At 70.3% G+C, this 25,615-nt stretch carries 19 protein-coding genes and 3 pseudogenes; 17 read left to right on the plus strand and 5 right to left on the minus strand.

Translation table 11 applies throughout. The annotated features are described in order from the left end of the window. Positions 1 to 26: 26 nt before the first annotated feature. From nuoI to ACQPZ4_RS01115, 11 genes and pseudogenes are all read left to right on the plus strand, one after another. Positions 27 to 527, plus strand: coding sequence for an NADH-quinone oxidoreductase subunit NuoI (gene nuoI, locus ACQPZ4_RS01065; protein WP_433066116.1), 501 nt, complete (start codon positions 27 to 29; stop codon positions 525 to 527). A gap of 8 nt (positions 528 to 535) precedes the next feature. Beyond that, positions 536 to 1,303, plus strand: coding sequence for an NADH-quinone oxidoreductase subunit J (locus tag ACQPZ4_RS01070; protein ID WP_433066118.1), 768 nt, complete (start codon positions 536 to 538; stop codon positions 1,301 to 1,303). 50 nt (positions 1,304 to 1,353) lie between these two features. Next, on the plus strand, positions 1,354 to 1,599 hold the full coding sequence (nuoK, locus tag ACQPZ4_RS01075) for an NADH-quinone oxidoreductase subunit NuoK (protein WP_433066121.1): 246 nt from the start codon (positions 1,354 to 1,356) through the stop codon (positions 1,597 to 1,599). A 10-nt stretch (positions 1,600 to 1,609) separates the two neighbouring features. Beyond that, entirely contained in the window at positions 1,610 to 3,520 is a 1,911-nt protein-coding gene (nuoL, locus tag ACQPZ4_RS01080; RefSeq protein WP_433054739.1) for an NADH-quinone oxidoreductase subunit L, read from the plus strand. Beyond that, complete coding sequence (locus ACQPZ4_RS01085; RefSeq protein ID WP_433054742.1) at positions 3,517 to 5,046, plus strand: NADH-quinone oxidoreductase subunit M; 1,530 nt, start codon at positions 3,517 to 3,519, stop codon at positions 5,044 to 5,046. Before nuoL ends, ACQPZ4_RS01085 begins: the two co-directional genes overlap by 4 nt. A gap of 47 nt (positions 5,047 to 5,093) precedes the next feature. Next, positions 5,094 to 6,578: an NADH-quinone oxidoreductase subunit NuoN gene (gene nuoN, locus ACQPZ4_RS01090; RefSeq protein ID WP_433066124.1), complete on the plus strand. Its 1,485-nt coding sequence runs from the start codon at positions 5,094 to 5,096 to the stop codon at positions 6,576 to 6,578. A gap of 103 nt (positions 6,579 to 6,681) precedes the next feature. After that, positions 6,682 to 7,704 (plus strand): polyprenyl synthetase family protein, encoded by a 1,023-nt coding sequence (locus tag ACQPZ4_RS01095; RefSeq protein WP_433054745.1) that lies wholly within the window; start codon positions 6,682 to 6,684, stop codon positions 7,702 to 7,704. A gap of 423 nt (positions 7,705 to 8,127) precedes the next feature. After that, positions 8,128 to 8,904 carry an IclR family transcriptional regulator gene (locus ACQPZ4_RS01100; RefSeq protein ID WP_433054748.1) on the plus strand — a complete coding sequence of 259 codons (777 nt, stop codon included), beginning with the start codon at positions 8,128 to 8,130 and terminating at the stop codon, positions 8,902 to 8,904. A 215-nt stretch (positions 8,905 to 9,119) separates the two neighbouring features. Further along, entirely contained in the window at positions 9,120 to 9,614 is a 495-nt protein-coding gene (locus tag ACQPZ4_RS01105; protein ID WP_433066126.1) for a sigma-70 family RNA polymerase sigma factor, read from the plus strand. After that, positions 9,611 to 9,709: pseudogene (locus tag ACQPZ4_RS01110) on the plus strand (zf-HC2 domain-containing protein); the annotation flags it as partial. The gene ACQPZ4_RS01105 and the pseudogene ACQPZ4_RS01110, both read left to right, overlap by 4 nt. Before the next feature lie 303 nt (positions 9,710 to 10,012). Further along, positions 10,013 to 10,501 carry a hypothetical protein gene (locus ACQPZ4_RS01115; protein ID WP_433067156.1) on the plus strand — a complete coding sequence of 163 codons (489 nt, stop codon included), beginning with the start codon at positions 10,013 to 10,015 and terminating at the stop codon, positions 10,499 to 10,501. Positions 10,502 to 10,648: 147 nt separating this feature from the next. On the opposite strand, the gene rarD is transcribed toward ACQPZ4_RS01115, so the two are convergent. The 3 genes and pseudogenes from rarD to ACQPZ4_RS01130 all read right to left on the minus strand — a co-directional run bounded on the left by rarD (position 10,649) and on the right by ACQPZ4_RS01130 (position 14,627). Further along, positions 10,649 to 11,584: an EamA family transporter RarD gene (gene rarD, locus ACQPZ4_RS01120; RefSeq protein ID WP_433054751.1), complete on the minus strand. Its 936-nt coding sequence runs from the start codon at positions 11,582 to 11,584 to the stop codon at positions 10,649 to 10,651. Between the two features lie 427 nt (positions 11,585 to 12,011). Beyond that, a pseudogene (locus ACQPZ4_RS01125) lies at positions 12,012 to 12,359 on the minus strand (phage holin family protein); the annotation flags it as partial. A gap of 219 nt (positions 12,360 to 12,578) precedes the next feature. Continuing rightward, the gene (locus tag ACQPZ4_RS01130) at positions 12,579 to 14,627 is read right to left on the minus strand and encodes a hypothetical protein (RefSeq protein WP_433054754.1); all 2,049 of its coding nucleotides are present in this window, start codon (positions 14,625 to 14,627) and stop codon (positions 12,579 to 12,581) included. 115 nt (positions 14,628 to 14,742) lie between these two features. Between ACQPZ4_RS01130 and eccB the strand changes: the two genes are divergently transcribed. Beyond that, positions 14,743 to 16,089, plus strand: coding sequence for a type VII secretion protein EccB (gene eccB, locus ACQPZ4_RS01135; RefSeq protein WP_433054757.1), 1,347 nt, complete (start codon positions 14,743 to 14,745; stop codon positions 16,087 to 16,089). 275 nt (positions 16,090 to 16,364) lie between these two features. Here eccB and ACQPZ4_RS01140 read toward each other — a convergent pair whose 3' ends face one another. Continuing rightward, positions 16,365 to 17,162 (minus strand): DNA adenine methylase, encoded by a 798-nt coding sequence (locus ACQPZ4_RS01140; RefSeq protein WP_433054760.1) that lies wholly within the window; start codon positions 17,160 to 17,162, stop codon positions 16,365 to 16,367. Between the two features lie 204 nt (positions 17,163 to 17,366). Here ACQPZ4_RS01140 and ACQPZ4_RS01145 point away from each other — a divergent pair, with 204 nt between their 5' ends. Both ACQPZ4_RS01145 and ACQPZ4_RS01150 read left to right on the plus strand, forming a co-directional pair. Continuing rightward, the gene (locus ACQPZ4_RS01145) at positions 17,367 to 17,693 is read left to right on the plus strand and encodes a WXG100 family type VII secretion target (RefSeq protein WP_433054763.1); all 327 of its coding nucleotides are present in this window, start codon (positions 17,367 to 17,369) and stop codon (positions 17,691 to 17,693) included. An 11-nt stretch (positions 17,694 to 17,704) separates the two neighbouring features. After that, a complete protein-coding gene (locus ACQPZ4_RS01150) occupies positions 17,705 to 18,004 on the plus strand; it encodes a WXG100 family type VII secretion target (RefSeq protein ID WP_433054766.1) in 300 nt (99 codons plus the stop codon). A 373-nt stretch (positions 18,005 to 18,377) separates the two neighbouring features. Here ACQPZ4_RS01150 and ACQPZ4_RS01155 read toward each other — a convergent pair whose 3' ends face one another. Continuing rightward, positions 18,378 to 19,409, minus strand: coding sequence for a S8 family serine peptidase (locus ACQPZ4_RS01155; protein WP_433054769.1), 1,032 nt, complete (start codon positions 19,407 to 19,409; stop codon positions 18,378 to 18,380). A gap of 608 nt (positions 19,410 to 20,017) precedes the next feature. On the opposite strand from ACQPZ4_RS01155, the pseudogene ACQPZ4_RS01160 reads away from it, so the two are divergent. From ACQPZ4_RS01160 to ACQPZ4_RS01170, 3 genes and pseudogenes are all read left to right on the plus strand, one after another. Continuing rightward, a pseudogene (locus ACQPZ4_RS01160) lies at positions 20,018 to 20,296 on the plus strand (SseB family protein); the annotation flags it as partial. Between the two features lie 2,706 nt (positions 20,297 to 23,002). After that, positions 23,003 to 25,252, plus strand: coding sequence for an SseB family protein (locus ACQPZ4_RS01165; protein ID WP_433066128.1), 2,250 nt, complete (start codon positions 23,003 to 23,005; stop codon positions 25,250 to 25,252). Beyond that, positions 25,249 to 25,614 carry a hypothetical protein gene (locus tag ACQPZ4_RS01170; RefSeq protein WP_433054772.1) on the plus strand — a complete coding sequence of 122 codons (366 nt, stop codon included), beginning with the start codon at positions 25,249 to 25,251 and terminating at the stop codon, positions 25,612 to 25,614. The genes ACQPZ4_RS01165 and ACQPZ4_RS01170 overlap by 4 nt, the downstream gene beginning before the upstream one ends. Position 25,615 lies beyond the last annotated feature (1 nt).

Below are 25,615 nucleotides of genomic sequence, written 5' to 3' on the forward strand. Positions count from 1 at the left end.
AGGGGTTCGGGGTCACCTTCTCGCACATGTTCAAGAAGGTGGTCACCGAGGAGTACCCGGAGCAGCGCAAGCCGCCGGCTCCGCGGTACCACGGCCGGCACATTCTCAACCGCTGGCCGGACGGGCTCGAGAAGTGCATCGGCTGCGAGCTGTGCGCGTGGGCCTGCCCGGCGGACGCGATCTTCGTCGAGGGCGCGGACAACACCGAGGACGAGCGCTTCTCGCCCGGTGAGCGCTACGCCCAGACGTACCAGATCAACTACGCCCGCTGCATCTTCTGCGGGCTGTGCATCGAGGCCTGCCCGACCCGCTCGCTGACCATGAGCAACGAGTACGAGCTGGCCCGCGACAACCGCCGCGACCTGATCTTCACCAAGGAGCAGCTGCTCGCGCCGCTGCTGCCCGGGATGGAGCGCCCGCCGCACGACATGCGCCTGGGCGACTCCGAGAAGGACTACTACGTCGGGGCGCTGGAGAACCCGGGCACCTCGGCCGGGGCCGAGCACTACAAGGGGGTCCACTCGTGACCGGAACCCTGGCGCTGCAGACCCTCGCCGCGGCGGGAGACGTGAAGGGCGGCGAGGCCGTCGCCTTCTGGATCCTCGCCCCGATCGCCGTCCTCGGCGCGATCGGCATGGTCTGGGCCCGCAACGCCGTGCACTCGGCGCTGTCGCTGGTCATCACGATGCTCTGCCTGGGCGTGTTCTACATCCTGCAGGCCGGCCCGTTCATCGGCATGGTGCAGATCATCGTCTACACCGGCGCGATCATGATGCTGTTCCTGTTCGTGCTCATGCTGGTCGGCCGCGACTCGTCCGACTCGCTGATCGAGACGCTGCGCGGGCAGCGGATGGCGGCCAGCGTGCTCGGCGTCGGGCTGGCGCTGCTGCTGGGGATCGGGCTGTACCGGGCGCTCGGCGACTCGGACCCGAAGGGCCTGGTCGACGCGAACGCGGCCGGCAACGTGGTGGGCATCTCCCGCCTGCTCTTCACCAAGTACGTGTGGGTCTTCGAAATCACGTCCGCGCTGCTGATCACGGCGGCGGTCGGCGCGATGATCCTGGCCCACGTGGAGAAGCGCAAGGAAGAGAAGATCAGCCAGCCGGAGCGCATGGTGGCGCGCTTCCGCCCGGGCAACTACCCGGCGCCGAAGCCCGGCCCCGGTGTCTTCGCCGGCTCGGACTCGGTGGCGACCCCGGCGCGGCTGCCCGACGGCACGCCGGCCGACCGCAGCATCTCCAAGATCCTCCCGACCCGGGAGTTGACGTCCGCGGACGTCGCACCGAAGGGGACCGAGAAGTGACTCCGACGTACTACATCGTCCTCGCGGCGATCCTGTTCACGATCGGCGCGATGGGCGTGCTCATCCGCCGGAACGCGATCGTGCTGTTCATGTGCATCGAGTTGATGCTGAACGCGGCCAACCTCGCGCTGGTCACGTTCAGCCGGATCAACGGCACGCTCGACGGGCAGATCATGGCGTTCTTCGTCATGGTCGTGGCGGCGGCGGAAGTCGTCGTCGGCCTGGCGATCATCATGTCGATCTTCCGGACTCGGCGCTCGGCCAGCGTCGACGACGCGAACCTGCTGAAGTACTAAGGAGCGGGTGGTGGAACATATCGCCTACTCGGCGGCGACCGGGTGGCTGGGCTCGTTCTGGCTGCTTCCGGTGATCCCGCTGGCCAGCGCGGCGATCCTGCTGTTGCTCGGCAAGCGGGCCGACCGCTGGGGTCACTGGCTCGGCGTGCTGAGCGTCGCGGCCTCGTTCGTGCTCGGCCTGACGTACTTCTTCACCCTGCGCGGGCTGGAGAACCGGTCCGGGGTCGAGATCACGCTGTGGGACTACATCCACGTCGGGGACTTCCACGTCGACATGGGCCTGCTCTTCGACCCGTTGTCGGCGATGTTCGTCCTGCTCATCACCGGCGTCGGCTCCCTGATCCACCTCTACGCGGTGGGCTACATGGAGCACGACCCGGGCCGGCGCAAGTTCTTCGGGTACTTCAACCTGTTCATCGCGGCGATGCTGTTGCTGGTCCTCGGCAACAACTACGTGATGCTCTACTTCGGCTGGGAGGGCGTCGGTCTCGCCTCCTACCTGCTGATCTCCTTCTGGTACCTGCGCCCGAGCGCGGCGACCGCCGGTAAGAAGGCGTTCCTGATGAACCGCGTCGGTGACGCGGGCTTCGCGATCGCCATCTTCATGATGTTCGCCTACCTCGGCACCGTGGACTACGACGAGGTGTTCAACAGCGTCAGCGGCCTGGGCCAGGGCACGGTGCTGATGATGGCGCTGCTGCTCCTGCTCGGCGCGGCCGGCAAGTCCGGCCAGTTCCCGCTGCAGGCCTGGCTCCCCGACGCGATGGAGGGCCCGACCCCGGTCTCGGCCCTGATCCACGCGGCCACGATGGTGACCGCGGGCGTGTACCTCGTCGCCCGCTCCCACCCGATCTTCAACGCCTCGCCCGACGCGCAGACCGTGGTGGTCGCCGTCGGCGCGCTGACGCTGCTGATCGGCTGCATCATCGGCTGCGCCAAGGACGACATCAAGCGGGTGCTGGCCTGGTCGACGGTGTCGCAGATCGGGTACATGTTCCTGGGCGTCGGGCTCGGCGGCGGCGCGTACGCGCTGGCCCTGATCCACCTGCTCGCGCACGGCTTCTTCAAGGCCGGCATGTTCCTCGGCGCGGGCTCGGTCATGCACGGGATGCACGACCAGACGGACATCCGCCGCTTTGGCAACTTGCGCAAGTACATGCCGATCACCTGGATCACGTTCGGTCTCGGCTGGCTCGCGATCATCGGCTTCCCGGGTCTGTCGGGCTTCTTCTCCAAGGAGCCGATCATCGCGGCGGCCTTCGAGCGCGAGGGCTGGACGGCCTGGCTCTTCGGCGGGGCGGCGCTGCTCGGCGCGGGCCTGACCGCGTTCTACATGACCCGGCTGTTCTGGCTGACCTTCCACGGCCCGGAGCGCTGGACCGACGACATCAAGAAGCCGCACGAGTCGCCGGCCGTGATGACGATTCCGCTGATCCTGCTCGCGGTCGGCTCGGTGTTCGCCGGCTGGCTGCTGTCGACCTCGGTGCCGGACTGGCTCACGCCGACCTTCGGCAACGAGCCGGCCGAGCACGAGCCGGTGCTGTCGCACACGCTGATCACGATCCTGTCGCTCGTGTTCACCTTCGTCGGTGCGGGCCTGGCGATCGCGCTGTTCAACCGGGGCACCGCTCTCGCCGAAGAGCCGGCCAACCCGCTGGTCACCGCCGCCCGCCGCAACCTCTACACCGACTCGTTCAACGAGATCGTGTTCGAGGCGCCGGGCCGCTACCTGACCCGCGCCCTGGTCTACCTCGACAACCGCGGCATCGACGGGCTGGTCAACGGCCTGGCCGCGGGGGTCGGCGGCGGATCGGGCCGACTACGCCGGGCCCAGACCGGGTTCGTGCGCTCCTACGCCCTGTCCATCCTCGGAGGAGCGGTGCTCGTGGTGGCCGCCACGCTTGCGGTGAGGTTCGGATGAGCCACTTCCCCTACCTGACCGTCCTCACGGCCGCGCCGCTCGTCGGCGCGGCGGGGGTCGCGCTGCTGCCCAAGGACAAGCCGACGCTGGCCAAGCAGGCCGCGCTGGCCTGGTCGGTCGTGATCCTGGCGCTGACCGTGGGCCTGTGGACGCAGTTCAAGCCGGACGGCGACCGCTTCCAGCTCAAGGACTCCTGGACCTGGATTCCCCAGTGGGGCGCCAAGTTCACCTTCGCCGTGGACGGCATCGCGCTGGTCATGATCGCGCTGATCGCCCTGCTCGTGCCGCTGGTCATTCTGGCCTCCTGGCACGACGCGGAGACCAGCAAGCGCTCGGTCCCGGCGTACTTCGCGCTCCTGCTCGCCCTCGAATGCACGATGATCGGCGTCTTCGCCGCCCAGGACGTGTTCCTGTTCTACGTGTTCTTCGAGGTCATGCTCGTGCCGATGTACTTCCTGATCGGCTCCTACGGCGGGAAGAACAAGCAGTACGCGGCGGTGAAGTTCTTCCTGTACTCGCTGCTCGGCGGTCTGTTCATGCTCGCCGCGCTGGTCGGCCTGTGGGTGCTCGGCGGTCAGACGTTCGACTGGCAGACGCTGGTCAACGCCGACTTCTCGACCAACACCGAGCGCTGGCTGTTCCTCGGGTTCTTCGTCGCCTTCGCGATCAAGGCGCCGTTCTTCCCGTTCCACACGTGGCTGCCCGACGCCGGTGGGGCCGCTCCCGCCGGGGCGGCCGCGCTGCTGGTCGGCGTGCTGGACAAGGTCGGCACGTTCGGGATTCTGCGGTACTGCATCCCGCTCTTCCCGAACGCCTCGAAGGACTTCGCCTGGCTGGGGCTCACGCTTGCGCTCGTCGGCATCATCTACGGCGCGCTCGTGGCGATCGGCCAGAAGGACCTCAAGCGCCTGGTCTCGTACACCTCGATCGCGCACTTCGGCTTCATCGGCGTCGGCATCTTCGCCTTCACCACGCAGGCCGGCACGGGCGCGGTGCTGTACATGGTCAACCACGGCCTCGCGACCGGCCTGCTCTTCCTGGTCGTCGGCATGCTGGTGGCCCGCCGGGGCAGCGCCCTGGTGACCGACTTCGGCGGCGCCGGCAAGATGATGCCGGTGCTGGCGGGCGTCTTCTTCATCGCCGGTCTCGCCTCGCTGGCGCTGCCCGGCACCTCGCCCTTCGTCTCCGAGTTCCTGGTGCTCATCGGCACGTTCACGGTGAACAAGACGGTCGCGGTCATCGCTACCGCCGGCATCATCCTGGCGGCCGGGTACGTGCTCTGGATGATCCAGCGCACCACCCAGGGCACTCCGAACCCGAAGCTGGCCGAGATCAAGGCCATGGGCCGTGACCTGTCCGTCCGTGAGGCGGTCGTCGTCGCGCCGTTGATCGCGCTGATCCTGCTGCTTGGCTTCTACCCCAAGCCGCTGACCGACGTGATCAACCCGGCGGTGAAGGCGACCATGCAGGACGTCGGCAAGACCGACCCGAAAGCCACCGTGGGTACCGTGGAGGCCGGCAAGTGAACGACAAACTCCAACTGCCGCACCTGGATTACGCGGCGCTCTCGCCGATGCTGATCCTCTTCGGCGTCGCCTGCGTCGGGGTCCTCGTCGAGGGCTTCGTGCCCAAGCGGGTGCGGCACAGCGTCCAGCTCACCCTGGCGCTGCTCGGCTCGGTCGCGGCGCTGGTCATGGTGATCCGGCAGGGCAACACGCCGGTGATCACGGCCGCCACCTCGGTCGCCGTGGACCGCCCCGGCCTGTTCCTCTCGGGCGCGATCATCGTGCTCGGCATCGTCGCGCTGCTGCTGATCGGCGAGCGCACGCTGGAGCCGGGCGGCGCGTTCGTGGCCCAGGCCGCGGTCACGGCGAACACCGACAAGGACCGTGAGCAGGCGCAGCGCACCGGCGGGGCGACCGAGGTCTTCCCGCTGGCCATGTTCGCCCTGGGCGGCATGCTGCTGTTCACCACCGCGAACGACCTGCTGACCATGTTCGTCGCGCTCGAGGTCTTCTCGCTGCCGCTGTACCTGCTCTGCGCGCTGGCCCGCCGCCGGCGGCTGCTGTCGCAGGAGGCCGCGATGAAGTACTTCCTGCTCGGCTCGTTCGCCTCGGCGTTCTTCCTGTTCGGCATCGCGCTGGTCTACGGCTACGCGGGCCAGGTCGACTTCCACGCGATCGACGCGGCCATCCAGGCCGGCGGCAAGAACGACATCCTGCTGTACGTCGGGCTGGCCATGCTCGCCATCGGCCTGCTCTTCAAGGCCGCGGCGGTGCCGTTCCACGTGTGGACGCCGGACGTCTACCAGGGCGCGCCGACCCCGATCACCGCGCTCATGGCCGCCTGCACCAAGGTCGCCGCGTTCGGCGGGCTGCTCCGCCTGGTCTACGTGGGCTTCCACCGGACCGAGTGGACGATCCAGCCGGTGCTCGGCACGATCGCGGTGCTGACGATGATCATCGGCGCGATCCTGGCGGTCACCCAGACCGACATCAAGCGCCTGCTGGCCTACTCGTCGATCGCCAACGCGGGCTACCTGCTCATCGGCGTCATCTCGCTCAACGAGAAGGGCCTCTCGAGCTCGCTGTTCTACCTCGTGGCGTACGGCTTCACCGTTCTCGCCGCGTTCGGTGTCGTCACCCTGGTGCGCGACGCCGACGGCGAGGCCACCCACCTGTCGCGCTGGGCGGGGCTGGGGAAGCGCTCGCCGCTGTACGCCTCGCTGTTCACCTTCATCCTGCTGGCCTTCGCCGGTCTGCCGCTGACCAGCGGTTTCACCGCCAAGGTGGGCGTGTTCGCGGCCGGTGTGGACGGGCATCAGACCTGGCTGGTGATCGCCGGCGTGGTGAGCTCCGCCATCCTCGCCTTCCCTTACCTGCGGGTCGTCGTCATGATGTGGCTGTCCGAGCCGGGCGAGACCACTCCGGCCGTGTCCATCCCGGGCGCCATGACGGCGGCGGCGCTGGTCATCGGGACCGTCGCCACGCTGGTCCTGGGCGTCGCGCCCGGGGCACTGCTCGAGGTCACCCAGAGCGCGGGCAAGTTCCTCGGCTAGCCTGTACCTAGTCAAACTCGACGGTGACGTCCCCCGTGGCCTGCCACGTGGGGACGTCCCTGTATCGGGCGTCGGAAGTTCGTATGGCATCGTTGGAGCTGTGGTGAGTACGGGAACCGTGCAGTCGAGTGCCGCGGTCGGCTTGACAATTGCCGATCCGGAGCTGGAGCGCAACGTGTCGGCGATCCTGCGGGACGTCGAGGCGGTGCTGATCGACTCCGTGCACAGCGCCAACCCGATGGTCACCGAGGCGGCCCGGCACCTGGTCGACGCGGGTGGCAAGCGGGTGCGCCCGCTGCTGGTGGGCCTGGCGGCGCAGTTCGGCGACCCGACTTCGCGCGACGTGGTCATCGCCGGCGCGGTGGTCGAGCTGACCCACCTGGCCACCCTGTACCACGACGACGTCATGGACGAGGCCCAGGTGCGCCGCGGCGCGCCCAGCGCCAATTCCCGCTGGGGCAACGCCCTGGCCATCCTGGTGGGCGACTACCTCTTCTCGCGCGCCGCCGACCTGGCCGCCGAGCTGGGTGTCGACGCCGTGAAGATCCAGGCGAGCACGTTCTCGCGGCTGGTGCACGGCCAGATCGACGAGACGGCCGGCCCGCTGGACGGCGAGGACGCCATCCGCCACTACCTGCGGGTCCTGGAGCACAAGACCGGCTCGCTGATCTCCACCAGCGCCCGGTTCGGCGCGATGTTCGGCGGCTGCCCGCCGGAGCAGGTCGAGGCGCTGGCCCGGTTCGCCGAGACCTTCGGCATCGCCTTCCAGCTCTCCGACGACCTGATCGACATCGCCAGCGACGCGACGGAGTCGGGCAAGACGCCCGGCACCGATCTGCGCGAGGGCGTGCCGACGCTGCCGGTGCTGTACGCGCTGGCCTCCCCGGACGACGACGCCGCCTCGGTGCGGCTGCGGGAGATCCTGGCGGCCGGCCCGGTGACCGACGACGCCCTGCACGCGGAGGCCCTCGGGCTGCTGCGCGACTCGGCGGCGCTCAAGCAGGCCCGGGAGACGGTGCGGGGATACTGCGACGCCGCCCGGGACGCCCTGGCGGTGCTGCCGGACGTGCCGGCGCGCCGGGCCCTCGAGTCGCTGTGCGACTTCATCGCGGACCGCACCAACTGACGCTCTTCTGCCTTTGGCGCTGGTCGATGGGCTGACGCCTGGTTTCGTGCTGCCCCTTTCGGGTTCTTGTTCGCAGAGTGCACGTTGCTCAAAGCCAGGTGTCGCAGTACCCGGGCCGACGACGTGTCGCGATCGCATGATGACGCCCCGAAGTGGCGTGTGCGCAGTTTGACGCTAAGTACTCACTAATGGACCACTTACTTACTCAGGCTCTCGGACCAATGGTAGGGCCATTACTGAGGTGTGTCGGCGTGTCGCGGTAGGCGTGTCACGATCACCATGTCCAAAATGGTGCATTCATCTCTATGTGCAGCCCCCGAATTTCCCCTGACCTCACGCCATAGATGATCAGATTGTTCCCTCCACCCTCTCCGATTTCATATGGTGTGACTCCAGTTACTGCTGCGGCTGGGGAGGGCGGCGGTGCGGGATCCACAAGCCGAACCCTCGGATCTCATCCGAAGCGTTTCGAGGGCCCTACGAGTGTTGGAGGCGGTCGGTCAGTCGCCACGCGGTCTGACCGTGAAGCAGATCGCGCGCCGATGTGACTTCACCGTCGCCACGACGTACCACCTGGTGCGAACGCTGGCCTACGAGGGGTACGTGATCCGCAGGGAGAACGGCACCTACGTCGTCGGCCTGGAGATCGCCGACCGCTACCGGGAGCTCGTCCTGGCCTTCCGGGGCCCGGGCGCCGTCATCGACCGGCTGCGCCGCGCGGCCGCCGAGACCGGGTACTCCCACTACCTCGGCCGCTTCGTCGGCGGGCGGGTGGCGGTGACGGCGATGGCCGAGGGGCCGCGCACGCCGCCGATGGACGATCTCGTGCCGGGCTACGACGAGGCCGCGCACGCTACGGCGCTGGGCAAGGCGCTGCTCGCCACGATGAGCGCGGACCAGCGGTGGCGGTTCCTCAAGGAGTACGGGATGAAGGCCTACACCTCGGCGACGCTGACCTCGCCGGAGGCGCTGGACTCCGACCTCGCCGCGGGGGAGCGGCGCGGGATGCAGATCGAGATCGGGCAGTTCCGGCAGGGGCTGGCCTGTGCCGCCGTGATGGTGGTCAACGATCGGGATCAGGATCGGCGGGTCGTGCTGGCCTGTGCGCTGCCGCCGGCGGAGCTGATGTCGTCGGCCAAGGTGGTTCGTACTCGTCTTCTGGCCACGGCCCACCACTTGGCCACCGTTCTCGCCGAGTAGCTCGGCTTCTTGCCTCGGCTTCTTGGCTGGGCGTTTTGTCCGATAAGTCGGGCGCTGGCGCGCCACGACTTATCGGATTTTTCGTATATGCCCGATTTCGCGACTGTCGCCTCTGTGACAACTGCTTTCCACCTGAACCTCTGTGCGTATTAGTGCGTAGAAGCTGGTGGAAGGGATCGGAAACATATCGAAGCGTGAGTAGAGACGATGCTGACCTGCTGAAGGCACTCCACGCGGAGCACGGCGACGCGCTGTTCGCGCACACCTTGCGACTGACCGGCGGCGACCGCCAACGGGCCGAGGACCTCGTACAGGAAACCCTGCTGCGGGCCTGGCAACACCCGGAGGCGCTCGACCCGGCCCGTGGCTCGGTCCGCGCCTGGCTCTTCACCACCGCACGCAATCTCGCCATCGACGCGTGGCGAAGACGGTCGGCGCGGGTGGGTGAGGTGTACACCGACCAGATGCCGGAGACCCCGGTAGTGGTCGACGAAACGGAGCGAGCCGTGGAGTCTTGGGTGATCGCGGAGGCGCTGACCCGGCTCTCCCGCCCGCACCGCGAGGTGCTGGTGGAGTGTTTCTATCAGGGTCGCTCCGTCGCGGAGGCGGCTCAACGGCTCGGCGTGCCTGCCGGCACGGTCAAGTCGCGTACATACTACGCACTGCGGTCACTGAAGGTCGTCCTAGAGGAGTTGGGGGTGACGCAATGAGGTGTGAGCACCTCCATGACTCGGCCGTCTACGTGCTGGGGGCGTTGTCGCCGCCCGAGCGCGAGGCATACGAGCGGCATCTCGCCGACTGTGCGCAGTGCCGTGCGGAGGTGGCGGAGTTCTCCGACCTGCCGGGGCTTCTGGGCCGGCTCGATCCGGAGATCGCCGCACAGATCGCCCTGGCGTCGGACGACTCCTTGGACGCGCCTCCTTCCGAGGCCGCTTCTCCTTCCGGGCCTCCTTCGTCTGGGGCCGCGGGCCCGCGCTGGGCTGGTCCGACTGTGGCTCCGACCTCCGCTCCGACCTCCGCTCCGACCTCCGCTCCGACCTCCGCTTCGGCTTCGGCTCCGGCTTTTGGCCCGGCCGACAAGCGCTGGGCCGGGCCCACCGCTCCCGGCATGAACGGCAGCGCCGTCGACCCGCTGCTGCCGCGCGTGCTGGATCGGGCGCAGAGCGCTCGCCGCACGGCCCGTCGCCATCGGCGCTGGCAGACCGTGGGCACCGCGCTCGTGGCGGCGTGCCTGGGCGTCCTGGCCGTGCTGGGCGTACGGGCGGCCGGGGTCGGGCAGCCGGACTGGGAGTCGATGCGCGAGGTGGCCTCGACGGTGCCGATCACCGCGTCGCTGGCCGTGTCGCCGGACTCCGGGGGGACCGAGGTACGGATGAAGTGCGCCTACAAGGCGAGCGAGGGGTCCGAGTACTCGAAGTGGACGTACACCCTGGTCGTGGTTCCGAAGTCGGGACAGGCGCAGGAGGTCAACACTTGGACGGCTCGGCCGGGGGACGAGATGGAGCTGTCGGCGCACAGCGACCTCAAGCAGTCCGACATCGACCACATCGAGATCCGCAAGGGCGACGGGACGCCGCTGCTTTCGCTTCGCACCTGATCTTCTTCGCTCTACTCACACACTGCTCCACGGCGGCCGCTTCCCCTTTCGGAAGCGGCCGCTTTTCGGCTTTTCTGGTGCTCGCGCGGTCTCGCTCGGTTCTCGTGCTTTGTGCCGTGTGGCCGTGTGGCCATGCGGCGTTTTGGCTCAGGCCGGCGCGGCGGCGGTCTCGTCGTGCGGCGCGGCCGCGGTGTTGCGCGCCGCGCGGTTGCGCCGGGCCACTCGGAACGCATCCCAGGTGAACAGCGCGAGCGCGAGCCACACGATCACGAACCCGGCCAGCCGCGCGGGCGGGAGCGGCTCGGAGAAGATCGCCACCCCGATGATCAGCTGCAGCGTCGGCGTCAGATATTGCAGGATCCCCAGCCCCGACAGCGGCACCCGGTTGGCCGCCTCGGCGAACAGCAGCAGCGGTACCGCGGTCAGCAGCCCACTGCCGGCCAGCATCACCGAGTGCCAGGTCGACACGGTGCCGAAGGTCGACTCGTGCTGGTTGGTGATCCAGAAGAGGTACACCAGGGCGGGCAGGGTCAGCACGCCCGACTCCAGCAACAGCCCCTCGGCCGCGGGGAGCCCGAGCCGCTTCTTGACCAGCCCGTAGCACCCGAACGACGCGGCCAGCGTGAGCGCGATCCACGGCAGACGCCCGTAGTCGACGCTCAGCACGACCACCGCGACCGCACCGATCCCGAGCGCGCTCCACTGCAGGGGCCGGAGCCGTTCGCGCAGCACGAGCACGCCGAGCAGGATCACAAAGAGGGGATTGATGAAGTACCCGAGGGATGCCTCGACAACGCGATCCGTGTTCACCGCGAAGATGTAGACGCCCCAGTTGACCGCGATGAGCACCGCCGCGGCCGCGAGCCCGGCCATCCGCTTGGTCTGCTTGAGCAGCGAGCCGACCCGCCGCCAATGCCGGATCGCCGCGATCACGAGCACCATCGTCAACAGCGACCACACAACCCGATGCGCCAGTACCTCAACCGCTCCGGCCGGCCGCAGCGCGTGGAAGTACAGCGGAAAGACCCCCCACAGCACGTTGGCGGTCAGAGCAGAAAGATATCCACGGCGCAGCGGGTCCACGCACTACACCGTATGCCCTTATGAGTAAGGGGCGGACGGGAAGTCCACCCCTCACGCAATGGTCTTCGTCACGGTCGTTTTGCGGCTTTTCATGGGGTTGACTCGGCGGCGGGCTCGCAGCTCAGCGGTAGTCGCGGTAGCCCTGGTTGCCGTTGCCGTACCCCTGGTCGTCCTGGCCGTAGCCACCACCACCGCCCGGCTGGCCGTATCCGCCGCCGCCCTGCTGGCCGCGGCCGTACCCCTGCTGCTCGCGGCCGTACCCCTGCTGCTCGCCGCGGCCGTAGTCCTGGCCGTAGCCCTGCTGGTACCCGCCGCGGTACTGCTGCTGTTGCTGCTGGACCTGCCGCTGCCGCTGGCGCTGCTCGTAGTCGTAGTCGCGGTCGTCCCGCTTGCGCTTGCGGTCCTTGCCGTCGGGGACGAAGAAGTTGAGCAGCCAGCTGACCACGCCGATGAACAGCGCCCCGAGCACGGCCGTGGGCCAGAACTTGTCGACCCGGAACGGCAGGTCGAGCGCCTCGGCAATCTTGCTGGTGAGCAGCAGCAGCGCCCCGTTCACGACGAGCGAGATGAGGCCGAGCGTGAAGAGGTACGCGAAGCACCCGATCGTCTTGATGATCGGCCGCAACACCGCGTTGACAACCCCGAAGATCACCGCCACCGCGACGAGCGTGAGCACCTTCCGCCCGGTGTCGCCCTCAACCGTGATCCCGGAGATAACCAGCGTCGCCAGCCAGACCGTGAACGCACTCACAGCGAGCCGGATGAGGATTCCCATGCCGGTGATCGTGCCACGTCGCGCCCAGTCCGGAACACCCCGCTATCACCCCTTCTCAAGCCCATGCCGGACCACCCCCACCCAGCGCGACCGGCCCATCTGCATACCGTCGGGTAGCCGCCTCCACCCTTCGCCGCTCCACGTGCCGGCTGGCCTTCGGGTCGGGGCGTGCTCCATAGGCGCCGGGCGCGAGGCGGCGCAGGATTCGGGCACGGTCGTTCAGCGGCCGGGACCTCCCGTCAGTTGGACCTCGATCGGCGTGGGCTTGAGGTGGGCCCAGCGCACGGCCTCGCGGTTGGCGACCACGCAGACCATCTCCGGGCTGATCATCGCCAGCCCGGCGATACTGGTGTCGGCGAGGCCGAACGCGTCGCCGGCCAGCGAGGCCTCGCCGGGGGTCATCGGCTGCAACAGGGCCAGGTCGACCTGGGTCAGGAGATCCACGTCGGCCGGGGTCAGCTTGACGCGCAGGAACAGCACCGTCCGCCAGGCGCTGCCCGGAACCGGCATCGACCCTGCCGGCACCGGGCCGATGTCCACGACCAGCAGCTGCGGGCGCGTGGCCATGGCCGGTTGGGGCTCCGGGAGGCGGCCGGGCGCCACGACGGTCAGGGCCTCCGAGTTGCCGAGCGCCCGCTGAAACGCCTCCCACGCGTACGGCCGGCCCGACTGCACCAACACCGTTGCCCCAGCCGCCAGCGCCCGCAGGATGAGCAGCTGGGCACACCGCCGCCGGCCGATCAGCATGGCCCGGGTCGGCTCGCCGCGGAACAGGCGTACGACCAGCGGGTGGCCGTTGCGGTCGACGCCGAGCATGACGCCCTCGCCGCCGATGACCGGTTCGGCGAGCTTCAACCGTTCGCTGGTCACGATCGCCGGCTGCCCACCGGCGAGCGCGAGCCCATCGCGGCCGGCCACGAGGCCCGCCAGCGCCGCGTCGTTTCTCGCCGCACCTCCGCCGAGCGGCAGGGTCGCGGCGAGCCCCTCGAGCTGGTACCCGTCGAGCCGTTCGACCTCCCCGCCCATGTTCTCGGCCAGCCGTTCGAGCGCGGCCGCGGCCAGGGTCAACGTGTCCGGCCTGGGCGTCGCGAGCCGCACCACCAGCTCGGCCCGCACCGACCCGCCGCCGCCCGCAGCAGCGCCAAGTGCCTGGTCAAATCCCGCTCCGCTGCCCGCGAAGCCGCTCCGGTCACCGCGCGCGGCCGGACGTTCGCCGGCTGCGAATCCGTCCGAGCCCCTCGAATCACCTCCGCGTACGTACGGCCCCTGGTTGCCCGCAGAACCGCCCGGACCACTCCGCTCGCCGCCGTACACGGGCAACCCCTGGCCGGTCGCGAAACCGCCTGAAGCGCTCCGTGCACCGCCATGCACAGGCGACCCGTGACCGTCCGGGGATGAGGCGACGCCCACGAGCTCGTGGCGCCCCCGGCCGCGTCGTTGCTCAGGCACCCGCGCGGCCGGAGCCGCCTCCGGACCGTACGGCTGGACGATCAACGACAGCGTCATCAGCGCGTTCGGCAGCATCAGCAGCCGGCCCATCAGCGGCCCCTGCTCGGGCCATCGCCGTAATCGGAACACCGCCTGGTGCAGGCCACCCACCCTCAGGCCGGTCGAGCTCTCGGCGACCGGATAGGCCGGGTCGTGCTGCGCCACCTCGGCGAGGGCTGTCACGGCCGCTTCCGCCGACAGGGGCCGCGCCGGGAGGCGGGACTTGGCGAGGACGCGCACCGCTCGCCGTACCGCCGACTGGAGGGACTGCTCCAGATCAGCCCGTCGGTAGCCGCCCGCCCGGCGGACTCGCACGGCCAGGAGGACATCCTGGTGCGCGAGCACGCGGCCGTCCGTGAGCTGCCGGTATGACGTCGCGGACGCGGTCGATGTCGGCGGTGGAGCCGTGACCACGCTGACCAGCAGTTGGACGCGGACCTCCGGCACGTCCCGCGCCGGCGCCGGCAGCAGGGCGTCCAGCGGCGGCACCGGGGGTAACGGGGTGCTGAGCAGGCCCGACAGGTCGCCGACGCGCACGACGGCCGCCAAGCCGTCGGTGTCCTCCAGTACTCCCATCTCGGCTCCGTCGAGGTCGAGCGTCGAGATCGCGCCGCCCGGCCTCACCAGCGCGAACAGGTCGGCCCCGCCGGCGCCGAGGGCCAGGGCGCGGCGCCGGACCCGCGGGCGTCGCCGTCGCGCCAGGGCCAGGGCGAGCAGGAGCAGCGCAAGCGGTACCGCTGCGTAGGCCCACGCCCGCCCGAGCGCCCACGCCGCGATCACAATCGCGATCGCCCCCTGAGCCAGCACTATTCGCGTTGCCGCCGACATATCGCCCCCCGCCGATTGATTTGACGGGCTTATCGTATGGCGCCGGTACGACAATTTTGGGGGGCCGATGGCGTCGCGGCAGGATCAGCTGCAGTCGTACCAGTTCATGGTTCAACGGGTCGTCTCCGCGGTCGTACTGCGGGAGACCGACCCTGCTCAGCCGCCATTTCGCCGGGTCGCCGGGGCCACCCTGGTCGGCGTCATGCTGGCCGCACTCGGGGTCGGCGGCGCGGCGGCGTTGTCGATGTTGCGCCCTGGGAGTTCTGGCAAATGGCGCAACGACCGGGCGATCATTGTGGAGCAAGAATCAGGCGCATTATTCGTCTATCGCGACGAGGTTCTCCACCCCGTTCTGAATCAAGCGTCTGCGCTGCTCATTCTCAACTCGGCCGGCGCGCCGACGGTCGTTGTCGGGCGTGCCGCGTTGTCCGATGCGCCGCGAGGCGAGACTTTCGGCATTCCGGGCGCGCCGACGTCCCTGCCGCCCGCATCCGCGCTGCTCAAGGGGGCGTGGACGGTGTGCTCCACACCGGAGGGGTCGGTGCTGCTGGTGGGGAGGGGCCCCTCAGGCGGTACAAAAGCAGAAGAGAAAGGGATGCTGGTCGTCGGCCCGGATCGACAGACATATCTGGTCTGGCGCGGGTTCAAGCACCTCATCCGCCAGCCCGGCGCGGCCCTGCCCGCCCTCGTGTGGTCGGCGCGGCCGCTGGTCGAGGTCGCGCAGGCGCTGCTGCACGCGATCCCGAGCGGCACCGACCTGGTCACGCCGCCGGTCCCGGACCGCGGGAGACAAGTGCAAAACGGCAAAATCGGTCAGTTGTACCGTGTGAGCTCCGGCCAGCGCGCCGAAGCCTTCATCGTCACGGCGGAGGGCCTCGCCTCCCTCACGACGTTGCAGGCGGAACTGCTGCTCGCGGCGCCGGAGACGCAGAGCCTGCAGCCGGGCGGCACGTTCCTGCCCCTCACCCCGGCCGAGTTCGCCGCGCGCGTGCAGGGCCGGTCGGTCAAGCCGTTCGCACCCGACCCCGGCGGCGACGGTGCGCTGCCCTCCACGCCGCCGGAGTTGATCGAGGCCGTTCCCCATGTCGTGTGTACCGCCGAAGCTCTCACGATCGACCCCCAGCTCCCCGACCTCACGCACGCCCTGAAGACCACCACGGCGACGAAGGAGGGCGCGGTGCTGGCGGACCGCGTGGTGGTGCCGCCCGGGACCGGAGCACTGATCCGAACAGATACAGGTGTAGTCACCCTGGTGACCGATCTCGGCAAGCGCCACACTGTGCCGGTGCCCGATTCGTTGGGCGCACTCGGGTACGGCGGGGAGCAGCCCACCTCCGTGCCGAGCGAAATGGTCGCGCTCCTGCCCGCGGGACCAGCCCTCGACCCGAGTGCGGCCGGCGCGGTTGTCGGCTAGTCCGTCGTGTCGTTCGCCTAGTTGCCCGTAGTTGCCGCTCTCGCCCGTTTCGACGCTGCCGGCCGCTTCGGTCGCGTCGCTGCCGGGTCGCCACGTCGGACCGTCGCGTCGGACCGTCGCGTCGGGCCGTCACGTCGGGTCGCCACGTCGGGCCGTCGCGTCGCTGCCGGGTCGCCACGTCGGGCCGTCGCGTCGTCGGCGGATCGAGCGCGGTCAGCCGGGCTGTTGCTGCGTCGCCGTGTCTGCGGTCGGGGCGATGGTCCCTGGTCGAGGGCCTAGTAGTTCGTCAGCACCAGGTCGAAGCTGGCTCGTTCGGCGGCGCGGAGGTTGATGTCGCGGCGGGTTGCCATGCGGGTGGTGCGGAAGCCGGAGTAGATCTGGCGCGTCGCGTCGGTGTCGCTGTTCGTCATGGTCAGCAGCACGCCGCGGCGGGAGGCGTCGTGCATCTCGGCCGCCAGGCGTTCGTGGTCGGCGTCGCGGAACTGGCCCGGTGTGTAGCGCTTGAAGTCGGCGAACCCGCCCTCTGGGAGATAGGGAGGGTCCAGGAAGACCCAGTCGCCCGCGGCTGACTCGCGTAGGGCGTCGGCGAAGTCGCACAGGCGTATGTCGGCGTCCGCCAGCGCCTGGGAGGCCTCCAGGAGGGTCTCGCGGCGATAGTACGGGCGGTCGTAGGCGCCATAGGGAGCGTTGAATCCGCCGCGGCGGTTGACGCGCCACAGGCCTCGGAACGCGGTTTTGTTCAGGTAGATGACCCTCGCGGCTCGCTCGACCGGGGCCAGCGCCGCGGGGTCCTGGCGGCGGACTCGGTCGAAGTGCTCCGGCGTGTTGGCCATGGCGTCCAGGCCGGCCATCACGGACTCCGGGTCGGTGGCGACGGCCTGGAAACACGCGACCAGTTCGGGGTTGGCGTCCGACAGCACGGCCTTGGCTGGGCGCAGTTCGAAGAAGACGGCGGCGCTGCCCATGAAGGGTTCCCAGTACCGGCCGGTGAACTCCGGGGCGGCCGCCACGAGCTGGGTCGCGTAACGCGTCTTGCCGCCGGCCCACTTGATGAACGACCGGCCCTCCGCCATGCCGGTCATCTTAGATCGATTCGCGCTGAATCTACGGCAGGCCGGGCTGTCCGGAGTGGTGGGCGAAATGCCGGAAGTTATCCACAGCGCGGGATTGGCTCTGGTGACCGATCGCGGGATGCCGATACGGTCGGTGAGATCCCGGGGTCGTGCGAAAAGCATTCGAATCAGTTGATGTCCACTACGGAAACGGGGTGATCGCCGGTGGCGCAGACAACGCAGGCTGAACAGGCCGAGCTCAATTCGGCCGCACAGCGGTTCGAGCAGGTCAATGGCGAACTGCAGGGCATGCTCAACACGCTGATGCGGGAGCTGGAAGTGACGCGGGCCGGCTGGCAGGGCGTCGGCGGGCGGACGTTCGAGTCGGTGAAGCTCACGTTCAAGAACGACCAGGACGTGCTGAATCGGAACCTGCTGGAGACATCGGAAGGCCTGCGTACGGCGGGCCGGAACTACGGCGCCGCCGACGCCGACGTCGCGGGCACGATGCGGCGTGCGGGCCACTCCGATCTGTCCGCGCTCGGCGGGTGAGGAGGGCTTTCATGGAGTACACACTGGTGGTTGATTTCGGTGCGCTGCAGCACGCGAGTCAGTCGATTCAGTCGGCCCTCAACACGTTGCACTCCCGGCTCGACGAGGTGTCTCAGCTCGGCCGGCGGCTGACCGGGAATTGGCAGGGCGACGCCAAGGACGCGTACTCCCTGCGCCAGGCGAACTGGGAGCGCGCGGGGGCCGATCTGGCTCAGATGCTGCGCGACATCAAGCTCGGGGTGGACGAGTCGATGCAGCGGTACCAGGAGACCGAGGCGCGGAACACGCACCTGTTCCCGGGCGGGGGCTGATTCGGGGGCTCGGATTTGCACGGCGTTCTTGCTCCGCTCGGTGATTTCGACGGAGGAGGGGCGCCGCGCTGCCGTTTGCGGAATTCGTGGCCGGCATTTGGTTCGGCAGATCTGCGGGCCGGCGACGCCTCGGGGCATCGAGCCGCCGGAGTCCGGCGCCGTGCCATGAATGCGAGCCGGCGCGGTTCAGCGCCTGTGCCGTGGATGCGAGCTGGCGGAGTCGGGCGCCTGTGCCGTGGATGCGAGCTGGCGGAGTCGGGCGCCTGTGCCGTGGATGCGAGCTGGCGGAGTCGGGCGCCTGTGCCGTGGATGCGAGCTGGCGGAGTCGGGCGCCCGTGCCATGGATGACGGCTCGCCCAGCGGTCGGGTCGCGTCAGGGTCGCGGGCCGAATGCGGGCAGCGAGCGGTCCGGCGGGGGCTCGGGTGCGGGCGGTAGGTCTCGCAACCCCGGGCGCCAGTTGCGGCGGCGGCCTTTGGGAATGATCACGGCCAGGAACGACATCAGTACGACAGCGGCCAGGCCGGTCAAGGCCCAGGTCAGAGCCGTGTGCGTGGCGGCTGCCTGGGAACTGGTGTTCGGGTTCTTGGCCGGCTGGGCCAGGTTGCGGGACTGCGGGTTTGGGGAGGCGCCCGTCCGCTCGGTCAGGGCTCGGTACGGGTTCAGGACCCCCGCGCCGTAGCCGTCGCCCGCCTGGCCGCCGTCGGCTGTGGCCCGGAGCTGGGCGGCTACCTGGGTGGCGGTGAATTCGGGGTGGTACTGGCGCAGCAGGGCGGCCGCGGCCGAGACGAAGGGGGCGGCGAAGCTGGTGCCGTCCACGGTGGTCCAGCCGCTCGGTGTTGCCGTCGTCACAATCTGGGCGCCGGGGGCGACCAGGTCGACGTACGGGCCGAGCTGCGAGGACGGGACGCGCCGGCCGTCGGGGGCGATCGAGCCGACGCCGATGACGCCGTCGTACGCCGCTGGGTAGGGGGTGCGGTTGCCCTGTTCGGCGTCGTTGCCGACCGCGGCCACGAGCACGACGTCGTTGTCCTGGGCGAACTTGACGGCGGCGCGGACCTGGGGCTCGTCGGCGTACGAGACCAGGGAGAGGTTGATGACCCTCGCGCGGCGCGCCACGGCGTCGCGGATCGCGGTGGCCAGGCCCGCCGGGGTGCCGCGGCGGCCGGTCAGGGTGCCGTTGTCGCCCTCGATCTGCTCGGTCACGCGCAGGGCGAGGATCGTGGCGGCTGGAGCCAGGCCGCGGAATTGACTGTTCTGGTACGGCCGGGCAGCGATGATCCCCGCCACCGCCGTACCGTGCCCGACGCAGTCAAGTGTCGAATTGCCGCCGTCCAGTTGGTCGGGGCCGGGTTGGACGGCGCCCTGGAGCTGCGGGTTGCGGGCGTCGACGCCGGAGTCGATCACGGCGACCACGATGCCGCGACCGTCGGACAGGGCGTTGAGTCGGGTTTGGTCGTACCGTTGCTGCGGCCATGGGGGCACGGAAGGTACCGACGCGGCTTGTTTGGGTTGGTTCTGACAGGCGGCCGGTGCACGGAGGGGCGGCCCCTGCGCGGCCGCGCGGAGGGTGGCCAGTGTCACGGTGGCCGGCGGTTGGGGTGATTCGCCCCCGGTGTCCGAGTTCGAGGTTACCGGTGGGGAAAGATCAGCTATCGGGCTGAAATTGAGGATTGCCGCGAGTGTCGACAAAAGCGCCATAGCGGACATCGCGTACCGGCGCGGCATGGGGTCATGGTAGGCGCCAGGCATCGATGGGGCTGCCCCGCGAGCGTGGTGCTGTCGTCTGTCTCGACCGGTTGCGACGTCGAACGGCCCGTATGGGTGCCGCGAATGAGACAGGCCTGTGAGCCGCCCCGCTTCGATCGCTATGCTGGCCGGAGCGCTTGCCCGCGTCGCACCCCTCGAATTGCCGTGGCCATATAGGTTAGGTTTCGGCGACGCGGCGGTTTCCGAGCCCGAAGAGGGGGTGGCCGTTGAGCGAGTGGGAGCCGGCCACCGAGGCCGAGGTCGCCATGCGTGACGCGCTGCGCGCAAACGACCAGGAGCAGTACTTCCGCATCCTGGCGCGCGCAGACGTCCTGCTGCCGATCGCGCCCGACAGCTCGTCCGGCAGCGACGGCGGGTGGGGCACGTGGACCACCGAGGGCCGCACACATGTGCTGGCCTTCACTTCGCCGTCCGCGCTGCAGGAGTGCCTCGCGGGGCACCCGGGCACGCATCGGCGGGTGCCCTTCCGCGACCTGGCCGGGATCTGGCCCAACGTCGAGTGGTGGCTCGCCGTCAACCCGGGACTGCCCATCGAGGGGTACCTCCCGTCCTGGTTCGTCACCCAGATCAGCCGCGGTGACGTCCGCCTGCCCGGGCGCACCCTGGGGGCGCGGGCGCGCATCGAGCAGGCGTCGTCGCGTACCCGGGCGACCGCCCAGGTGCCGCAGCGCGGTGTGCCGAACCAGCCCGCCCCGACGCCCATCGAGCGGCAGCGCATGAAGGCGGCCGACCAGGCGTCAGCGCCGCCGGCGTCGACGGTTCCGCCTCGTCGTGAGGTACCGCCGCCGGATGTTGCGCCGCCGGGTGCCTTCCTGCCGACTCGGGCGGACCGGCCCATCAACTTCGAGCGCTCGGCGGGACGGCCTTTCACGCCGCCGGCGGCCGCTCCGGCTCGGCCTGTTGTGCCGCCTGTTGTGCCGCCGCCGGCTGAGGGGCGGCCTGTTCCGCCCGTGGAGAACGGGCCGACCTCGCCTGCGCCGACCTCGGGGGCTGGGGCTGCGCGGGGGCGGGCGTCGTTCCCCGGCGCGGCGCCGCGGGGGCTCTTTGACGATGCCGACCGCAAGCCAATGGACGTGCCTGGGGAGCGGGAGCTGTTCTCGGGCATCGACCGGGGGCGGCAGCCGAACGGGACGCCGCCGTCGGCCGGGCTGCCGTCGCGGCCGTCCAGCGTGCTGCCGAACCGACCGATCGACCCGGGCCTGTCGTCGCGGCCTGGCGATATGCCTTCGCGCCCCGGTGACATGCCGCCGCGGCCTGGTGACCTGTCGTCGCGGCCCGGGGACCTGTCCTCGCGCCCTGGGGATCTGCCGCCGCGGCCTGGCGATCTGCCCTCTCGCCCGGGGGACCTTTCCTCGCGGCCCGGTGACATGCCCTCGCGGTCTGGTGATTTGCCCTCGCGGCCCGGGGATCTGTCGTCGCGGCCCGGGGATCTGCCTCCGCGTCCGGGGGACTTGCCGCCGCGGCCTGGGGATTTGCCGCCACGATCGGGTGATTTCCCGTCGCGGCCGGGCGATGGTGGTCCGCGGCCGGTCGAGGGTTTCCCGCCGCGGCCAGTTGAAGGGTTTGCACCGCGGCCGGCTGAGGGTCTTGCGCCGCGGCCGGGTGAGGGGCTGCCGCCTTGGCCGGGGGCTGACTCCGGGCTGCCGTCGCGCCCTTCGCGGTTGAGTGACGCTGGTCTTCCGTCTCGTCCCGGTGGGGAGTCCGGGCTGTCGCGTCCGGGTGGCGAATCCGGTCTTCCGTCGCGGCCTGCTGGTGACTCCGGGTTGCCGTCGCGTCCGGCGGGTGGGTCGGGTCTGCCGCAGCGCCCGGGCGAGGGAACGTCCTCGTGGGGCGAGTCGGGCCTCCCTTCGCGCCCGGGTGGTGAGTCGGGTCTTCCCTCGCGGGGCGGTGATTCGGGTCTGCCACCGCGCCCGGGCGAGGGACCGTCGCCGTGGGGTGGTGAGTCGGGTCTGCCGTCGCGCTCAGGCGGCGATTCGAGTCTGCCCACGCGCCCGGGTGAGGGACTCCCCTCGCGGGGCGGTGACGCTGGTCTTCCGTCGCGGCCGGCTGGTGGGTCGGGTCTGCCGTCGCGCCCTGGTGGTGAGTCGGGGCTGCCCTCGCGGCCCGGTGGTGAGTCGGGGCTGCCCTCGCGGCCTGGCGGTGAGTCGGGGCTGCCCTCGCGGTCGGGTGGGGAGTCGGGGCTTCCGTCGCGGCCGGGTGCTGGGGATGAGGGGCGGGATCCGCGGTACTGGCCGCGGCGTGATCCGGGGCGTGGGCTCGGCGAGATCTATACCGAGCACGCTGAGGCGGTCATTCCCGCCGCTTGGCAGCCGCCGCCGGATCTTCCTGCGGCTTCGGGGCCGCCGTTGCCTACTCGGCAGCCGCAGGCGACTCGGTCTGAGCAGGATGCGCAGCCTACGTTCCGGCCGGGTGGGACGTTGCCGCCTCGGTCGGGGGAGCCTTCCGCGTACCGGTCGGGGGAGCGGCCTGAGCCGTTGCCCTCGCGTCCCTTGCCGCCGGTGGAGCCGTTGCCGTCGCGGCCGCTTTCGGGTGAGGTGCTGCCGCCTCGGCCGAATTCCGGATCCGCGCCGGTTTCCGGGTCGGGGTCTGTGTTCGGTTCGGGCTCCAGTGCTGGTGAGCCGCAGGCCTATCGGTCCGGGGGGCCGTTGCCGTCGCGGCCGGTTTCTGGCGAGGCTGCGCCGTACCGGTCGGGTTCGAGCGATCCCGCTGCGTATCGGCCCGGTTCGGAGGAAGCCGCTCCTTATCGGCCCGCCGCAGATCAGCCTGCCGCGTATCGCGCCGGCTCCGAGGAACCTGCCGCCTATCGTTCCGGTTCGGAAGAGCCCGCCGCGTATCGGGCGGCGGCGGATGACGCTGCTGCCTATCGGTCCGGTTCGGAAGAGCCCGCCGCGTATCGGGCGGCGGCGGATGACGCTGCTGCGTATCGGTCCGGTTCGGAGGAGCCCGCCGCGTATCGGGCGTCCGCCGGGGACGCCGCTGGGTATCGGTCCGGGGACGAGCGGCCGGTGTCGGGGGAGCCCGCCGCCTATCGGGTGGGAGAGGTGCCGCCGCCTAGCGAGGACACCCAGCCGATTCGGTCCGGGTGGACCGGGGCGGCCGATGTGCGTCCGGGGCGGCCCGGGTTGGCCGCCCGCAGTGGTGAGAACGGAACCCAAGCCTGGTCGCAGTCCGCGCCGGCGTCGGTGCCTGCCGCCGCGCCTGAGCCGCCTTCGTTGCCGTTTGATCGGCCGGTGTTTGATCGGCCGGGGTTCAGCCGTACGGAGATTGAGAGCCCGGAGGCCGACGAGCCGCCCGCCAGCAAGCCGTTTGGTGATGTCTCGGCCGGGGCGCGCAGTGCTGGGTTCGGGCGGGCCGATCTCGACGAGCATCCGTTCTTCGCGGACGAGGGGCCGGCGCCTGCGCGTGGGCTGTTCGAGCCGCAGGAGCCGTCGGCCTGGTCGAGTCAGCAGCCAGTGGCTGAGCCGCCGGTTGCGCAGCCGACGTCACCCGCCCCAGAGGCATGGGACGCGCCGCGCCCGGAGTCGGCCGCGCCCTCGTGGCAGGAGGTCCACCCGGAGTCGGCCGCGCCCTCGTGGCAGGTGGAACGGCAGGAGTCGCGTCCAGAATCGGCCGGGTCATGGCAAGAGTCGCGCCCGGAATCCGCCGCGCCGTCGTGGCAAGAGGAGCGGCAAGGGGAGCGGCAAGGGGAGCGGCAAGAGCCGCAGCCCGAGTCGGCAGCCCCTTCGTGGCAAGAGGAGCGGCAGGAAGAGCGCCCCGACGAACGCCCCGAGTCGCCCGCAAGGAACGAAGAGCGCTCCGAGCCGGCCCCGTGGGAAGAGAGCTCCGCGCCGTCGTGGCAGGAGCGTGAGGAAAAGCCCGCCACCGAAGAGACCGGCGGGTTCTTCAGCGGGCGTGCCGAAGTACAACAGTCGCCGTACTTCCAGGCGCCCGCACCCGAACCGCAGCGCTCCTTCTTCGGCGAGCAGCCCGCCCCGCGCGAGGAAGAGCAGCGCCCCTTCTTCGACGACGAGCCCGAGCAGCAGCCCTTCAGCGCCTTCGGCACCCAGCGCGCCGACGACGCGCCGGTCCGCGACCCGTACGCGGCGCTGGCCGATCTGCGAAGCGAGCCCGAGAAGGAACCAGAACAGGTCTCGTTCGAGGACGGCGTCGCCGCGCTGGCCGAGCACCCGCCGGCCAGCGTCAACGAGGATCGCGCCGAGCCCTCGCCCGAGCTGCGCTCCTTCTTCGAGGACGACGCCCGGCCGGACTTCAGCCAGGAGCTGAACCTGCCGATCGAGGACGAGGAGCCGAGCAGCAGCACCACGCAAGGCTTCCGCCCCTCGATGGAGGACGCCCTCCCCAGCACCGGGCAGGGGTACCAGACCAGCGGCGCCACGCCCGAGCCCGTGTACGAGCCGGAGATCGTCGACGACGTACCGGTACGGCTGCATGACGAAATCGTCGACGCCGAGGTCGTGCCGCCGCCGCCCGCGCCCGCACCGGAGCCGGTGACCAAAACGGTGGTCAAGGAGGACCAGCCCGAGTTCCACCCGGCCAACCAGGTCGAGCGCGATCTCTTCGAGGCGGTCACGGCCAACAGCACCGACCGGTTCCTCTCGACGCTGCTGCTGGCCAAGGTCCTGATCCCGTTCTGGACGGACGGCGGGCCGGTCGAGCCGATGAACATGCGCACCGAGCACATGAACGGCCTGCCGCACCTCGTCGTGTTCACGTCGCAGGAGCGGATGGCGGAGCGGCTCGGCGAGGACGCGCGCGGCAACTTCATCAAGTTCACCCGCCTGATCCGGCAGTGGCCGCCCGGCGACCAGCTGGCGTTCGCGATCAACCCGGAGTCCCCGTCCGGCGCGGTGCTGCCCGGCACCGAGGTGATCCAGCTCGCGAGCTGGGCCACCGAGATGGGCCTCGGCGTCGACGACCCCGACGAGCAGCCGGCCGCCGTGACGCCCGAGCCGGCCCCGCAGGCCGCCCCGCGCCCGGCCTACGAGCCGCCCGGATCGGGCCTCGAGCAGGTCATGCAGAAGCCGATTTCACCAGAGCAGCTCTCGTACTACCTGGAGCGCAACTACGACCGCGTCTCCGGCTTCGTGCATCGCGCCGGCGAGGTCGCGCATCTCGAAACGCCCGAGCAGCTGTACAACGCGCTCGGCCTCGGATACGCCGGTTCCTCGTTCAAGCCGGACGCCGACGAGGCGTACGTGCTGCGCTGGATCGCGTACCGCGGCGACCTGTACCGCATCCCGTACGGCGGCGGCTCGCCCGAGGCCATGCGCGCGATGGAGGGCTGGGTCATCGAGCGCCCGCCGTTCCGCGGCAACGGCTTCGCGCCGAGCGAGACGAGCGACGTGATCGCCGAGTTCAAGGTGGACAGCGCGCGCCTGCCGCACAACGCCGAGCTGTGGCGCCTGCGCCGCGACGGCCGCCAGGAGCTCATCGCGCGCCTGGACGCCGACGGCCCGGCCTGGCGAAAGGCCGGCTCGTGATCCGCGACGGCTATGCGGCCCGCTGGCTCGGCGCCGAGTACGAGGCGAGCCCCGACGGCGACGACGTGCGCCTCTACCGGCCGGACGCGAGCGAGGGCTTCGAGGAGGTGCGTCCCGGACGGTACCGGCGAATCGTGCCCCGCAACGAGATCGATGATCTGGTCTATGTGCGGACCACGTGCTTCTGGCGCGACCAGCCGTTCATCGTGCTGGGCGAGCACGAGGGCTGGATGCGCGTGGAGTACACCGGCGGCCGCGCCCCGGCCGCCGCCGAGCTCGGGCTCGAGGAGTTCGACTACGGCGTGTACCAGGGCTGGGCGCCGCGCGCCGAGGTCAGCGAGCTGCGCGAGTACCGCGTCTAGC

The organism is Dactylosporangium sp. CS-033363 (assembly GCF_050942475.1).
Taxonomy (GTDB): Bacteria; Actinomycetota; Actinomycetes; order Mycobacteriales; family Micromonosporaceae; genus Dactylosporangium.

Excerpts from the sequence above, each read along its gene's own strand:
- ACQPZ4_RS01140 (WP_433054760.1), bottom strand. The coding sequence starts at position 17,162 with ATGGCGGAGGGCCGGTCGTTCATCAAGTGGGCCGGCGGCAAGACGCGT.
- ACQPZ4_RS01085 (WP_433054742.1), top strand. The coding sequence starts at position 3,517 with ATGAGCCACTTCCCCTACCTGACCGTCCTCACGGCCGCGCCGCTCGTC.
- ACQPZ4_RS01150 (WP_433054766.1), top strand. The coding sequence starts at position 17,705 with ATGGAGTACACACTGGTGGTTGATTTCGGTGCGCTGCAGCACGCGAGT.
- nuoN (WP_433066124.1), top strand. The coding sequence starts at position 5,094 with ATGCTGATCCTCTTCGGCGTCGCCTGCGTCGGGGTCCTCGTCGAGGGC.
- nuoI (WP_433066116.1), top strand. The coding sequence starts at position 27 with ATGTTCAAGAAGGTGGTCACCGAGGAGTACCCGGAGCAGCGCAAGCCG.
- ACQPZ4_RS01115 (WP_433067156.1), top strand. The coding sequence starts at position 10,013 with ATGAACGGCAGCGCCGTCGACCCGCTGCTGCCGCGCGTGCTGGATCGG.
- nuoK (WP_433066121.1), top strand. The coding sequence starts at position 1,354 with ATGGGCGTGCTCATCCGCCGGAACGCGATCGTGCTGTTCATGTGCATC.
- eccB (WP_433054757.1), top strand. The coding sequence starts at position 14,743 with ATGGCGTCGCGGCAGGATCAGCTGCAGTCGTACCAGTTCATGGTTCAA.